14 protein-coding genes are annotated in these 13,970 nt (G+C 62.7%); 5 read left to right on the forward strand and 9 right to left on the reverse strand.

The genetic code is table 11. From position 1 onward, the window contains the following. Window positions 1-8: 8 nt before the first annotated feature. The 3 genes from NKI05_RS26275 to NKI05_RS26285 all read right to left on the reverse strand — a co-directional run bounded on the left by NKI05_RS26275 (window position 9) and on the right by NKI05_RS26285 (window position 3,338). Window positions 9-398: an SET domain-containing protein gene (locus NKI05_RS26275; RefSeq protein ID WP_023673684.1), complete on the reverse strand. Its 390-nt coding sequence runs from the start codon at window positions 396-398 to the stop codon at window positions 9-11. A 145-nt stretch (window positions 399-543) separates the two neighbouring features. Then, on the reverse strand, window positions 544-1,170 hold the full coding sequence (locus NKI05_RS26280) for a LysE family translocator (protein WP_023684550.1): 627 nt from the start codon (window positions 1,168-1,170) through the stop codon (window positions 544-546). Next, entirely contained in the window at window positions 1,167-3,338 is a 2,172-nt protein-coding gene (locus tag NKI05_RS26285) for a S9 family peptidase (RefSeq protein WP_023816462.1), read from the reverse strand. The genes NKI05_RS26280 and NKI05_RS26285 overlap by 4 nt, the downstream gene beginning before the upstream one ends. Before the next feature lie 114 nt (window positions 3,339-3,452). Between NKI05_RS26285 and NKI05_RS26290 the strand changes: the two genes are divergently transcribed. Both NKI05_RS26290 and NKI05_RS26295 read left to right on the forward strand, forming a co-directional pair. Then, a complete protein-coding gene (locus NKI05_RS26290) occupies window positions 3,453-3,827 on the forward strand; it encodes an SH3 domain-containing protein (RefSeq protein WP_352535178.1) in 375 nt (124 codons plus the stop codon). Between the two features lie 412 nt (window positions 3,828-4,239). Then, the gene (locus NKI05_RS26295; RefSeq protein ID WP_023673680.1) at window positions 4,240-4,665 is read left to right on the forward strand and encodes a Ros/MucR family transcriptional regulator; all 426 of its coding nucleotides are present in this window, start codon (window positions 4,240-4,242) and stop codon (window positions 4,663-4,665) included. Between the two features lie 126 nt (window positions 4,666-4,791). Here the strand turns inward: NKI05_RS26295 and NKI05_RS26300 are convergent, their stop codons facing one another. Both NKI05_RS26300 and NKI05_RS26305 read right to left on the reverse strand, forming a co-directional pair. Then, the gene (locus NKI05_RS26300; RefSeq protein WP_023684547.1) at window positions 4,792-5,220 is read right to left on the reverse strand and encodes a SufE family protein; all 429 of its coding nucleotides are present in this window, start codon (window positions 5,218-5,220) and stop codon (window positions 4,792-4,794) included. A 116-nt stretch (window positions 5,221-5,336) separates the two neighbouring features. Next, complete coding sequence (locus NKI05_RS26305; protein ID WP_023684546.1) at window positions 5,337-5,705, reverse strand: DUF5330 domain-containing protein; 369 nt, start codon at window positions 5,703-5,705, stop codon at window positions 5,337-5,339. Window positions 5,706-6,236: 531 nt separating this feature from the next. On the opposite strand from NKI05_RS26305, the gene NKI05_RS26310 reads away from it, so the two are divergent. The 3 genes from NKI05_RS26310 to NKI05_RS26320 all read left to right on the forward strand — a co-directional run bounded on the left by NKI05_RS26310 (window position 6,237) and on the right by NKI05_RS26320 (window position 9,166). Beyond that, window positions 6,237-7,982, forward strand: a complete 1,746-nt coding sequence (locus NKI05_RS26310; RefSeq protein ID WP_023816460.1) for a sensor histidine kinase — start codon at window positions 6,237-6,239, stop codon at window positions 7,980-7,982. After that, the gene (locus NKI05_RS26315) at window positions 7,957-8,745 is read left to right on the forward strand and encodes a peptidoglycan-binding domain-containing protein (protein ID WP_023816459.1); all 789 of its coding nucleotides are present in this window, start codon (window positions 7,957-7,959) and stop codon (window positions 8,743-8,745) included. The genes NKI05_RS26310 and NKI05_RS26315 overlap by 26 nt, the downstream gene beginning before the upstream one ends. Window positions 8,746-8,818: 73 nt before the next feature. Beyond that, complete coding sequence (locus NKI05_RS26320) at window positions 8,819-9,166, forward strand: DUF1491 family protein (RefSeq protein WP_023670160.1); 348 nt, start codon at window positions 8,819-8,821, stop codon at window positions 9,164-9,166. On the opposite strand, the gene NKI05_RS26325 is transcribed toward NKI05_RS26320, so the two are convergent. The 4 genes from NKI05_RS26325 to NKI05_RS26340 all read right to left on the reverse strand — a co-directional run bounded on the left by NKI05_RS26325 (window position 9,153) and on the right by NKI05_RS26340 (window position 13,918). After that, the gene (locus NKI05_RS26325; protein WP_023816457.1) at window positions 9,153-10,163 is read right to left on the reverse strand and encodes a DUF2336 domain-containing protein; all 1,011 of its coding nucleotides are present in this window, start codon (window positions 10,161-10,163) and stop codon (window positions 9,153-9,155) included. The two genes, NKI05_RS26320 and NKI05_RS26325, sit on opposite strands and share 14 nt — an antisense overlap. 396 nt (window positions 10,164-10,559) lie before the next feature. Further along, window positions 10,560-11,108 (reverse strand): DUF1254 domain-containing protein, encoded by a 549-nt coding sequence (locus NKI05_RS26330; protein ID WP_023702197.1) that lies wholly within the window; start codon window positions 11,106-11,108, stop codon window positions 10,560-10,562. After that, on the reverse strand, window positions 11,101-11,685 hold the full coding sequence (locus NKI05_RS26335) for a DUF1214 domain-containing protein (RefSeq protein ID WP_023670163.1): 585 nt from the start codon (window positions 11,683-11,685) through the stop codon (window positions 11,101-11,103). Before NKI05_RS26335 ends, NKI05_RS26330 begins: the two co-directional genes overlap by 8 nt. Before the next feature lie 73 nt (window positions 11,686-11,758). Then, a complete protein-coding gene (locus tag NKI05_RS26340) occupies window positions 11,759-13,918 on the reverse strand; it encodes a transglycosylase domain-containing protein (protein ID WP_023816456.1) in 2,160 nt (719 codons plus the stop codon). Window positions 13,919-13,970 lie beyond the last annotated feature (52 nt).

Consider the following 13,970-nt stretch of genomic DNA (forward strand, 5'->3'; position numbering starts at 1 on the left):
GTGGCCATCTACAGGTGGCGATCGCCGAGGAAGTCGAAGCCCGTCTCGAAGAAATGGCTGTAATTGCAGGTCAGTTCCTCGCCGGGTGCGATGTCGCGCAAGGCATAGGTTTCCTCGGGCGAGGAGACATCGCAATTCGGTTCGTCGTCATGGTTCATGTAGCGGGCGTCGTCGGCTTCGAAGACGATGTAGTTCGGATCCCGGCGGTCTGGATAGGAATAACGGTCGAGATAGTTCTTCACCGGGCCGCTCTCGCCTTCATAGGTCTCGACGTCGATGATCCGGTCGAATCTGGGGTCGAGCTTCCAGACCAGCGTGCCCTTGGCAATGTGGTTCCTGGCGAAAACCCCGATGCCCTGGATCGGTGATTTCTCGAGATAGGTGTCGACGAGCAACATAGTGGCCCCTTTGCGTATGTCATGGTCTGGAAGGTGGCGCGCATGGGTAGCGCGCAGCCATTGCAAATGCGAGTGAAAATGAGCAGCCCGGAATTCAAAAAGTGACGACCGGCGCGCCTCGACGGGCGCGCTTTTGGCTTCGACATCAGCGCTGCTGCAAGGCCAGACGAACGCCTAACGCGCAGTAGATGCCGCCAACCACCTTGCCTTGCCATTTCACCACCGACGGATTGCGGCGCAGGAACGTGCCGAGCCGGCCCGCACTCACGGCAAAGACGATTGTGCTGAAAAAGCCGAGCAGAACAAAGATTATGCCCAGCGTCATCAGCTGGAGCATCACCGATCCGTTTTCAGGCCGCACGAACTGGGGCAGGAAGGCGAGGAAGAAAAGCGCCGTCTTTGGGTTTAGCACTTCGGTCAGGACAGCTTGACGAAACGCCTTGCTGGCGGAGATCGCGAGTGCGCCGGCAGTAGGGTCGGCCGGTATTCTCTCGATGATCGCGCGAATGCCGAGGTAAACCAGATACGCCGCGCCGATATATTTTACGACGCTGAACAGCGTTGCCGAAGTGGCGATGATCGCCGAAATGCCGACCATCGCCATGATGGTATGGAACACATCGCCAGCCGCGACGCCCGCGCCCGTCGCGACGCCAACCCTGGTTCCGGAACTCGTCGCGCGCGCGACCGTCAAAAGCGTGGCTGGGCCAGGAATAAACACAAAGCCAAGCACAACCGCTATGTAAGCCGTCAAGGTGGATAGATCGATCATTGCGACGCCTCCGTTGCATTCTCAGCCTTGCCCGTCACCTCAGGTTCGGGCTTGCCCGTAACCTCGGGTTCGGCCTTGCCAGTCACCTTGAGCGCAAAGGAATAGGTGTAGGCGATCTCCTCCAGCCTGGAGAACCGGCCCGACGCGCCGGCATGGCCGGAATCCATGTTGATCTTGAACAGCACCGGATTGTCGCCGCTCTTGCGCTCGCGCAGCCGCGCCACCCATTTGGCCGGCTCCCAATAGGTGACGCGCGGATCGGTGAGGCCGGCCAGCGCCAGGATCGGCGGGTAGTCGTGATCAGCGACATTGTCATAAGGCGAGTAGGCGGCGATCGTTTGATAATCTTCCGCCGACGCGATCGGGTTGCCCCATTCCGGCCACTCCGGCGGCGTCAGCGGCAAGCTTGCGTCGAGCATCGTGGTCAGCACGTCGACAAAGGGAACCTCGGCAACGATGGCGCCGAAACTATGCGGTGCCATGTTGGCGATCGCACCCATCAGCATGCCGCCGGCCGAGCCGCCTTGCGCGACGATGCGGTCGTGTTGGGTGTAACGCTCGGCGACGAGATGCTGCGCGACGGCGATGAAATCGGTGAACGTGTTCATCTTGTGCGCCCGCTTGCCGTCGTCATACCAGCCATAGCCCTTGTCCTTGCCGCCGCGGACATGGGCGATGGCAAAGACAAAGCCACGGTCGACCAGCGAGAACCAGTTGGTGTTGAACGCCGCCGGGATGGCAATGCCGTAAGAGCCGTAGCCGTAAAGCAGGCACGGTGCGGAGCCATCGAGCGGCGTGTCGCGGTGGTGCAGCAGCGAGACCGGCACCAGTTCGCCATCGGCGGCCGGCGCCATCAACCGGCGCGTGACATAATGATCCGGATTGTGACCGGACGGCACTTCCTGGGTCTTCAGCAGCACACGCTCGCGGCTGCGCATATTGTAGTCGAAGACCTGCGCCGGGGTCGTCATCGACGAATAGGTGAAGCGCATGATCTCGGTGTCGTATTCATAGGACCCCGACAGGCCGAGCGAGAACGCCTCTTCGTCGAACGAGATCAGATGCTCCTCGCCGCTGCGGCGATCGCGCACGACGATGCGCGGCAGCCCTTCCTTGCGTTCGAGCCTGACCATATGATCCCTGAAGCCGACCACCGACAGGATCAGCCGGCCTGGCTCGTGCGCCACCAGCTCTTCCCAGTTGGCGCGAACCGGGTCATCAGCCGGCGCCGTCATGATCTTGAAGTCCTTGGCGCCGTCGGCATTGGTGAGGATGAAGAAGATGTCGCCGCCTTCTTCCAGATCATATTGCAGGCCGGTCTCGCGCTTTGCCACCAGCTTTGGCTCGGCGAAAGGCTCATCGGCGCGCATCAGGTGATATTCCGAGGTTTCGTGATCGTTGATCCCGATCATGATCCATTCGTTGGAGCGCGTGCCGCCGACATCCATGAAGAAGCCGGGATCGGTTTCCTCATAGGTCAGCCGGTCATTAAGGGGGCTGCCGCCGAGCGCGTGGAACAGCACCTTGGACGGACGATGATTGTCGTCGAGCCTTGTGTAGAAGAAACCGTCATCGGCGGCATTCCAGACGCCGCCACCACTGGTGGCCTCGATCTGGTCGCTCAGTTCCTTGCCGCTGGTGAGATCGCGCACGCGAAGTGTGAAGAATTCAGAGCCCTTGTCGTCGAACGCCCACAACAGCTTGCGGTGATCCGCCGAATGGTCGACGCCGCCGAGGCGGAAATAGGGCTTGCCCTCGGCTTCCGCGTCGCCATCGAGCAGGATCTGCTCATCGCCGCCATCGCGCGGCATGCGGAAATAGCGGGGCTGTTCGCCGCCAAGCTTGAAGGATGCGCCGTAAGCATAGGGGCCATCCTTCATCGGCACCGTCGAATCATCTTCCTTGATGCGCCCCTTCATCTCGCCGAACAGCTGCTTCCGAAGCTCTAGCGTATCGGCCATAAGCACTGCTTGATAGGCGTTTTCGGCTTCGAGATGGGCGCGGATGCGGCCCTCAAGCAGGGAAGGGTCCCTGAACATCGCCTGCCAGTTCTCGGCCCTCAGCCAGGCATAGTCATCTGTGCGGGTAATGCCGTGATGCGTGTCGAAGACGGGGTGTTTCTCGGGGCTCGGCGGGCTGGCGGTCGGAAAAGCTGAGGTCTTGGTCATTGCGTCTCACTGAAGAAATTACTTGAATGGCAAATGAACACGCCGATCAGCGCGGGTTCAAGGGCCGGGATGTATTGGTTGCGGCGGGCTCGGGAGATGAGCCAAAAGGAGAGGATGATGAATTTCCATATCAACACCGCTGCGGCTCTCGCCGTCGTCGCTTCGACCGTTCTGGCTTTCACCGGCCAGTCTCATGCAACCGCGTTCGCCGCTTGGCAAGTGGCTGGCGTGCCGTTCGGCGACACGCTCAACGTTCGCAAATATCCGTCCGGCACCTCGCAGAAGCAGGCCGCCTATCCCAACGGGACGATCCTGCAGATGACCGGCAAGTGCACCGGCGGCTTGAATCTTCTGGAGATCGCCGGCCAGCCGCCCTGGAAACAGAAACAGGCAATTCGCTATCAATGGTGTCAAGTTTGGCACGACCCGGCGCAAAATGGTGCTTTTGTTAGTGGCTGGGTCTATGGAAAATACCTCACGCCGTATTGAATCCGGTCAGACCGAAGATCTTCTTCGGCGGGTTTCGCCAACGCTTTGCAACTTGCGGTTTGGTACGAATCCGACAATCAGCTGCCCAAATCTTGAAGCATAGACCAAGCATCGCTGCCCACTTTATGAGTCCTTGCTGATTTAGCGATGGCGTGACCTTACGTCATGCTAGTCCTGGTCCGACCAGAAAATATCGCGAAGTTACAGAGTGCACGAAAGATTGAAGCTGAAGAGCGACTATTCGATGAATATCGTTGAATATAGCACAAGATGCGAATTGACTTACTTTGTCTGTGGGCTCATTAAGATACCCGGACGCGAATCCATGAAGCTCTTCCCGCGTGAAATTCGCGCCATGCCCGATCTTCCAAAAAGGGCGCAAACAGAAACATCCTTCGTTGGGGCCTAAACCATGGATATCGTCGAAACACCTTCCAGAAATAGCGATGCGCTGATCGAGCTGACCGCCGATGTGGTGGCAGCCTATGTCAGCAACAATCCCGTGCCGGTCGGCGAATTGCCGAACCTTATCGCTGATGTCCATGCCGCTCTCGGGCGCGTGGGCGGAGCAAGCGAACAGCCTCCGGCCGACAAGCAGAAGCCTGCGGTAAACCCGAAGCGCTCTGTTCATGACGATTACATCGTCTGCCTTGAAGATGGCAAGAAGTTCAAGTCGCTGAAGCGCCACCTGATGACCCATTACGGTCTGACGCCCGATGAATACCGCGAGAAGTGGAATCTCGACGCCAGCTATCCGATGGTTGCCCCCAACTATGCCGCTGCCCGTTCGCAGCTGGCCAAGAAGATGGGCCTCGGCCGCAAGCGCAAGGGGCGGTAACACCGGCTCCAATGGACAAGATCAACGGCGCCCCTTACGGCGCCGTTTTTGTTTCTAGAACAATTCCAGGAAAACTGCCGAGCGCTTTCCCTTGGAATTGCGTCGAAAGAAGAGAAGATAGAGCAATCAAGCAGTCTGCTTGAGAGCCATCTCGGCGTCGCGCTTGATGCGCTTGACCATCGAGCGCAGGCCATTGGCCCGCTGCGGCGACAGATGTTCGTCGAGGCCAAGCGACCTCAGCGTCGCCTCGGCGTCCGTTTCAAGGATCTGGCTGGCAGTCCGTCCCGAAAACAGCGCGAGCATGATGGCGACCAGACCGCGCACGATATGAGCGTCTGAATCGCCTGTGAAGGTGATGACCGGATCGGCGCCCGGCGCTCGGCTCGTGGTCAGCCAGACCTGGCTGACGCAGCCCGGCACCTTGTTGGCGGCGTTGCGTTCGGCGTCGGGAAATGGCGGCAGCGCTTCGCCGAGCTCGATGACATAGCGATAGCGGTCTTCCCACTCGTCGAGCAGGGAGAAGTCGTCGCGGATCGTCTGGATCGTCGTGGCCATTGCTCGGGATATAGTCATCCGCGGCTGCGGCGTCACGGAAAAAGAAGAAAAGCACCGCAGGCATCGAGAGGTCCGACCGGCCTGCGGTGTCGCTGTAGATACAGCTGAAACGGTGTTTAGTTCTTCGCCACCAGCTTGGCAGGTATGTTGACTGTCGCCGGCAGCACGATGTCCTTGGCGACGCTGCCGGTGGCCAGCGATGTATCGGGCGAGGTCTCGGCGCTCTTGTCGTCCAGCATGGCGGCGGCGATCTTGGCGGTTTCCTTGGCCCGGGCGCTGATCGTATGCATCGCCGACTTGCCGGTTTCGCAGACGTCCGGCTTACGCTCGCAAATGCCGGCGATGTCGCCGACCGCTTCGCGCGCCGCAAAAAGCGCCTGGAACGGCCCGACGCTCTCGCGGCCATCCTCGTCGGGGCCGACGGTCAGCGGCAGCGCCAGCAACACCAGCGAAAACCAGAACGCCATTCTTATCAAAAAGCCCATCGATCTGCCCTCTCGTCCAATGACCGGATCATGCGTCCATGCGCAATGACCTCTTTATATCAGCCACAATGGCACATGAGGCGCAAAGGACGGCTTTCCTGCTCAGCGAAAATTTTCCTCAAATTTTAGGCAAATTCGAAGCGAGGCGTTTTGCAGTGCATTAGCCTCAAATGCCGACAATTTTCTTAACCTTGCAGTAACCATCTAAGCGATTGTTGCGCATGGATATCTTCAGAAGAGCAGGCATGCCGGCTCAGGGTTTCGCAGCCACGGGCACGCCCTTGCACATAACGCTCCGTTTACTATGGCCACAAATGGCGGTGCATTCCGGTGCCGGCGCTCCAATTTTTGCCGCAGCGCGCTCGTTGTTCCGGTCAGCCTTATTCATTCCTTAAACGCTGGATGCGAGTTTCAAACAAGCAAAAGCGACCTGCAAAGCAGGGGCAGTCACGACCGGGTGCGAGTGCGTTGAGTTTGACAACTGCCAGATATATTGAACTGCCTGGCGCGCTGGCGGCCGGTTGCGAACGCATGGTCCATCCGGCCATCATCGGCCAGGGCGATCGCCTGCGCCAGCGCCGGTTCATCGGCATCATGCTTGCCGCTCCGTTCTTCGCCGCCGGTGCGGCGGTGACACTGGTCACCTCGGGCATGGGCGCCGCCGTCACCGTCGCAACCATTTTCGCCGCCTTCGGTCTTTGCTGGTTCGCCGCCTTGCTGGTGGCGGCGTCGGGTAAGATGACGCTGGCAGCCCAGGTTGCCCTTGCCGCCGGCGGTCTTGCCCTTGCCGGCGCCGTCGCGGCAGCAGGCGGCCTGGCGTCGCCGGTTGCGCTGCTGGCCCTGGCACTGCCATTCGAGGCCTGGTGGATCGGCGGTTCAAAGCGCGCGGCACTTTGGGGCGGCCTCTCAACCTTGGCCGCAATGCTGCTGCAGCCCTTTGTCGGCTCTGTCGTCCCGCTCGGAGGGGCGCAAGTCGCGGCGTGGCACTGGCTGCTGCCGCTCGCCTGGGGCCTGACGCTGGTTCCCCGGCTCGCAGCCCTAGGCGATGCCGCACGCGCGCAGCCCGCGCTGCTTCCAAACGACCGCCTTGAAGACATGATCGACGCCGTTGTCCTGCATGTCGCCCGGCATGGCGAGGTCCTGGATGCCTCGGCCAAGGCGCGCACCATCCTGAAGCTGCCCCCGGAACTGCTTTTCGGCGCCGGGCTGTTCGACCGCATCCACCTGTCCGATCGCGTCGCTTATCTCAGCGCGCTTGCCGACATGCGCGATGGCGCCCTGGCGCGCCGGCTCGATCTTCGGGTTAGGCTCCCGCAGGACGGCAGCGCCTCGACGGCCGACAATTACCGGCCATTTCAGCTCGAACTGATGCGCGCCGAAGAGCAGCAGGAGACCTTCACTCTGCTGCTGCGCGAGAACGACGAGACTGCCGAATTGCGCGACGAGCTTGCTGCCGCCACTGAGGCCGCAGCGTCGGCCGAGGTGGCGAAGGGCCGCTTCCTGGCGGTCGTCAGCCATGAGCTTCGGACGCCGCTCAACGCCATCATCGGTTTTTCCGACATGCTGCTGCATGAGATGTTCGGCGGCTTCAAGGACCCGCGCCAGAAGGAGTATGTCGGCCTGGTGAAGGAGTCGGGCCAGCATCTGCTTGCCGTCGTCACCTCCATCCTTGATGTCTCGAGGATCGAGGCCGGCGCCTACGCGACCGAGCCCGAGCCGTTCCGCTTTATCGAAGCGGTCGAGATGTGCCAGTCGATGATGCAGCTGCAGGCCAATGCCAAGAACATCGATCTCCAGGCGCAGATTGCGCCGGACGCCGGGGAGATCAATGCCGACCGTCGTGCCGTGCAGCAGATCCTGATCAACCTCGTCTCCAATGCGGTCAAGTTCACGCCCGATGGCGGCAATGTCGTCGTCGGCGCCAAGCGGATCGGCTCGCGGCTGCATTTCTGGGTCAGGGACACCGGCATCGGCATCGCCGAGGAAGATTTTGTCAATCTCGGCAAGCCGTTCATGCAGATCCAGAACGACTATACGCGCCGCTTCGAGGGCACCGGGCTCGGCCTGTCGCTGGTCAAGGGCCTGGTGGCGCTGCACGACGGCACGATGTCGATCGAAAGCATGCCGGGCGAGGGGACGACGGTCACGATCAGCCTGCCGGTGAACGGGCCGAAGAGGAGCGCGACCGACAGGAACGGCGTGCTGCCGATGCCCGCGACCAGGACGAAAGGCGACGCGAAAGGGGACAGGAATGGCTCGCTCCGCAAAACAGCCTAAGGCGGTCAAGCGCCGCAGCGGCGCGTTCGAGGCCGGCGCGATTGCGCTCGGCGGCGCGATCTCGCGCAATCCGGTCCTGGTCGGCGGGTCGACCGCCTTCCTGGTGACGCTGTTCTACGTTTCCGCCAACGCGCTGTGGTACCAGCCGTTTCCGCATGCCGGCGCCTTCTTCGCCACCCGCAGCATCGAGGGTTTTCCGCACCCCGGCGGGGACGAACCCGAAACCACCATCAACATCCTGCGGCCCGGCCCGGCACCGGTCAAAAGCGACCCGACCGTCGAGCAGGTCCAGGGCATCCTGAAGGATCTCGATTTCTACACGGGAACGGTCGACGGCATTTCCGGGCCGAATACCCAAAAGGCGATCCAGGCCTACCAGCAGAAAGTTGGCCTGCCGGCCTCCGGTGAGATCGACGCCGTGCTGCTCGACCAGCTCGGCGCCAAGCAGACCACAGCTGGCATCCCGCATCCGCTGCCACGGCCCGTGGATATGGCCGCCGCTCGAGTTGCCGCGCCCGAGGCCGCGCCTGCGCCCATCCCGGTTTCCGCGCCGGCATCCGCCCAGGCGCCCGATGCCCGCATCGTCAAGATCCAGGCCGGCCTGAAGGCATTCGGCAATGACGACATGCAGCTCGACGGCGTCGTCGGCGCCCGCACCAAGGCGGCGATCAAGGAATTCCAGTCGCTGTTCGGCCTGCCGGAAACGGGCGAGCCCGACGAGGTCGTCTACGTCAAGATGCGCGAGATCGGCCTGACCAATTGAGTGGTCAAGACGACCGCTCGCGGATAGACGAAAATCCGGCTAAGACGCCGCGCATGTCCTCCGGAGCCTCGTCATGCGCGTAACCACCGAGTTTTGGGTGTCGGCCCTGCTGCGCCGTGTTTTCGGCGCCGGCGGCTTTGCGGCCGTCGTCAAGCGCGGCGCGACCGAGGCCGGCGCTGTCTTCGTGCTCTCCCGCGGCAGGCTGGGCGACGTCTCCCTGTTCGGCCCGGCGCCGCAGACGAGCTACGATTCGGACAAACCGGATGATCGCTTTTTCACGCTGCTCGGCGCCGGCGACGATGCCGCCGCGCTTGACGCCAGGCTTGAGCGGGAGAAAAAATTCGATCCCGACATCTGGGTGGTCGAGATCGAGGCCGCAACGGTTTCCGTCGAGGAGCTTCTCTCCGTCAAGACGCCTTGAGGCTGGCCCCTAGGCTGGCTTTGTCGACGTCCGGCGCTTGGTCGCCATTCGCGGCGACAGGGGTGTTGCCGCGCACCGCTCGCGACAATGTTTCGGCCTTCCAGCCGCGCACCTTGTCGAGCGCCGCCTCGTGGTGCAGCAGCCGGTATCGGTCGAGGAAGATGCGGATCGCCTGCGGGTGCGGAAACTCCCGGGGGTAAACCGCGACCACGATCAGGAATGCCCTGTCCTCGCTGAGGTCGAGCGCCCGCAGCGCGGCGAGCAACGAGACATAGCTCGAATGCTCGGTCAGCGACCGCGCCGTGGAGAAGTCGATGTCGAGCGCGTCGGCAAGCGCGGTCTGAAAGAAGGCGGCTTTGCCGGTCAGCGCCGTCTCGCGCAGCTTGCTGTAAGTTGCTGAGCCGACGAAGGGATTGACCGATGTCGCCTCGCCCTCGGCGAGCATCATCGAGCGCAGGCGGCGCCTGGCGGTTTCGGCGGCGCTGCCGGGCAGTTTTGGTGCGCTGGGAGCGGCGGCAGCGGCTTCGGCACCGTCGCCCGCCACGTCGGCGATCGGCTCGGGCTGCCGCACGCGCACCAGGGTCGGCTTTTCCAGCGCCTTGATCAACTGCGCGATGGTCGGGTTCAAATCCTTGCGGCGGGCAATGGCGCGCGCATGCGGCAGGCCGTGGCGGCCGATCAACGCGATCAGGTCGATGTCGCCCAGCGCCCGCGAACGGACCAGCAAGGGCGCGCAGACATCGACCGGCTCCTCGCAAAGCCGCCGCACCAGGGCGGCCGGCGCATATTCGCATTCGGACAGGGCGGCGGCGACATAGCGGCGCGATTCGACCGGCACGCTGTCGAACAGCGGCAGCGTCAGATCCTCGAGCTGGGCGATCTCGCGGCGCGATGGGCGGGTCAGCGAGCAGAACGCCGACACGGCGGCGCGAAACAGCCTTTCGGCTTTTCCCGATTCCGTCCGTATGGCGATTTGCCTGAAATCCGAAGCTGACACGGAAGATACGCCCGACACTCGACACAACCCGGACCATGCTCAACCGCAACTGTGTCGGTTTCGCGCAAGGCCCGGAACAAACATCAAATTAGCCGCGATCCGTTAGCGCTCCGTTAACCCTCTGCCTGCCTTAATCACATTTGGAGGCGTTGCGTTGTGCTCCGGGGCAACCGAGAGGAATACGCGAACCATGGGCATGGTACTGTCTTTCGTGCCGCGATCGGCACCAGTCAATCGAGCAGTTCAGGACACCGGTACGCCGGCGGCGGTGATCATTTTTCCCGGCGTCCGCTACGAGCATCCGCCATTGGCGGGCCAGGCGCGACCGGCGGACCAGCCGGGCACACCACGGACGCCTGTTCCGCACCACTGAATTTGCTGGTCGTCGGGGTGAGGTCAGTAGTCCTGCAGTTCGCAGGAGCTCTGGTCCAGGAACTGCGACACAACCGGCTTCCAGCTGTCGTCAGGCACCAAGGCGCGGATGACGAAGATGCCTTCCTCGATCGGCGCCTCGACGAAGATCGCCCCTTGCAGGTCTTCGGGAAGCTCCCTGCGCACGTCGATCATCTGTGCCGGCGTCAGCACCACGGTGTCCAGCTTGTTGCCGGTCGCCGTGCGGTCGTTGAATGAATAGAAATTGTGGCCGTTGCGGTCATAGACCGACACCGACCAGAACGGCACGCTGCCCGGCGCCTTGATCCGCACCACGCCTTCGGCAAGGTCGAAGCGGCAGGCGGCGGCGTAAAACAGCGGATCCACCGACTTCACCACCGGCGCGCCGCCCGCCTCGGCATCCAGCCTGGTCATCTTGTAGAGGTCGGACGCCATCGCCAGCCGTGACCAGGCATCGCGCTCGGTAAATTCCGGCACCAGCAAAAGCACCACGATGTGGACGATGCCGGCGCCGAGCAGGCCGAGCAGGATGGCGTGCAGCAACCTACGCATTGCAGCCAGCCTTGACGATCCGGGGCAGCGACACGTCGGAAAGGCCGGTGCTTGAGGCAATCGGCGTGTCGTAGAAGGTGAGCACGAAATACATCCGGCCAAAACCTTCGGTCAGAAGCCAGTTGCCGGGGGCCGGACGGTTGCCGACGGCGATGATCACCGAATTGTCGGGCTGACGCAGCACCTGGTAGGATTGCAGCGCCGCCAGCCTCGGCTTGCCGGTGTCGACCACGCCGAGCGATTGATCCGCGGCATAGAGCGTCCAGAACCGGGCGGTCGGGAAACTGCCTTCGATCCTGTAGTCGCATTGCCGCTGAAGCTCATCGCCGGCCGCATCGCGTTCGGCGATGAAGGACAAGCCTTCCGCCTTGCCGAGCGCCAGCACGCCCTCGCGCGCCACGCGCGCCTTCGAATAGGGGTCGGCATCTTGCGTGCCGATCTCGGGGAAGGCGGTCCATTGGCCGATGCTGATCGCGCCGACGCCGCTCTGCGCCTGCAGCGCATACCAGACGCTGCCGCCGCCGAGGCCGATGGCTATGGCAAGCGAAAGCAGCGTGAAAAAGGCGGTCTTGAGCATGAAGAACCGGGACGAGAGAATTATCGTTCGGGGATATAGCGGGGCAGGCCACAGAGCAAGCAGCGCTGTGGAATCAAAGCGCCGACAGGGTCTCCGGTGTCTGCGGCGAGCCGAGCACGGGCGCGGCCTGGAACACCTTGGTCATCTCGCGCAGCGTCTGTGTCGTGCGGCTGGACAGCACCGCCGGGCGCTCGGCCGCGGCATCGGCGGCTGCCTGATCGGCGTTTTTCTTCTCCGCTTCCTCGGCTTTGGCCGCGATCTCTTCGTCGACGAAGGGCTTGTCGAGGCCGGGGATCGGCTTCAGGTCGATATTCTGGTGCGCGTAGACCATCAGCCGCTGCCACACCATCGCCGGCAGCGTGCCTCCGGTCATGTTGCGGGTCGGGGTGAAGTCGTCATTGCCGAGCCAGACGGCAGCGGTGTAATTGCCGGTGAAGCCGACGAACCAGGCGTCGCGGTAGGATTGCGTCGTCCCCGTCTTGCCGGCGACGACGATGTTGGGCAGCTGCGCGCGCCGCGCGGTGCCGATCGCCGGCACCGCAGCCAGCATGGTGTTCATGTATTTCAGAGCCTGTTCCGACAGAACCCGATGCGGCGCCGGCGCATCCTTGGCAAAGTCGTAGACGACATCGCCGGTGCGGGTGACGAGCTGGGTGATGCCGTGCCGCGAGCCGGCGAAGCCGTTCTGCGCGAACACACTGTAGCCCGTCGCCTGGTCCATGACCGTCATGCCCGATGTGCCGAGCACCATGGTCTTGTGCGACTCCAGCGGCGATTCCACGCCGAATGATTCGGCCATCGCCTTGATCGGTTCGATGCCGAGATAGTCCTTGGCCAGCCGTACCGGCACGGTGTTGATCGATTTGGCGATCGCCGTGATCAGCGTCACATTGCCGGCCGAGCCGCCATTGTAATTGTGCGGTGACCAGCCGCCCCAGCTGATCGGCCCGCCTGAGACGACGGAGTCCGGGGTGAACCCGTGCTCCATGGCGGTGGCGTAGACGTAAGGTTTGAACGAGGAGCCGGTCTGGCGCAGCGCCTTGGTGGCGCGGTTGAACTGGCTTGCGCCATAGTCGCGGCCGCCGACAATGGCCCGCACCGCGCCATTGGTCTCGATCACTACAACGGCGCCCTCGGTGACGTTGTATTCCTTGCCGAACTGGCGGAGATGGAATTCGACGGATTCCTCCGCCGCTTTCTGGATGTTGGCGTCGAAAGTGGTGTGGGCGACCAGCGAATGCTGGCCGGGCTTGGCGATCTTCTTGACCTCATCGAAGGCCCAGTCGAGGTAATAGTCCGGGCTCTTCTGCTCGCCGCGGTCGACGATCTCGGCCGGATGCAGCCTTGCCTGCAGCACCTGGCCTTCGGTCATGAAACCGGAATCGACGAGGTTCGACAGCACCACATTGGCGCGAGCACGGGCGGCGGGCAGGTTGATGTGCGGGGCGTATTTGGTCGGCGCCTTGAACAGGCCGGCCAGCATCGCCGCCTCGGCGAGGTTCAGATCCTTGACGCTCTTGCCGAAATAGAAATCCGCCGCCGCCTCGATGCCGAACGTGCCGCCGCCCATATAGGCGCGGTCGAGATAGAGCTGCAGGATCTCCTTCTTCGACAGATTGGCCTCCAGCCACAGCGACAGAAAGGCTTCCTTGATCTTGCGTTGGAAGGTCCGCTCATTCGACAGGAACAGGTTCTTGGCCAGCTGCTGGGTGATGCTGGAGCCGCCCTGGACGACGGAATTGGCCCGCACATTCTCGAAGATGGCGCGCGACAGGCCGAGCACGTCGATGCCGTAGTGCTCGAAGAAGCGCCGGTCCTCGGTCGCCAGCACTGCTTTGATGACATGGTCCGGCATCTCGTCGACAGGCACGGAATCGCGCTGGATGATGCCGCGCTGGCCAATCTCGTTGCCGTAGCGATCGAGGAAGGTGACGGCGAAATCGCCCTGACTGCGCCAGTCGCCAGTGGTGATCTGGAAGGCCGGCATCGCGAGTGCGAGCAGCACGACGACGCCGCCGGCGCCCATCGTAAAACCTTCGCTCAGCACCTCGATGATGCCGCGTCGCCAGCCGGTGACTCGGAAGCGCCGCGAAAAAATGGTCGCCGATTCCCAGAACTGGCCGGCCTTGAAGCCGATTTCGTAGAGCGAGGAATCGATCCACGCGTCCACCGCCAGCAGTGCGGCGGCGATCGGACCTCTTCGTCTTGGACGTCGTTCTAAAGGACTGGCCATTCCCGAAACTCACCCAACCCACCTGAGAACCGCAAGCGGGCAATTTCAGGGC

It is taken from the genome of Mesorhizobium sp. M0771 (assembly GCF_040320155.1).
In the GTDB taxonomy this organism is placed as follows: Bacteria; Pseudomonadota; Alphaproteobacteria; order Rhizobiales; family Rhizobiaceae; genus Mesorhizobium.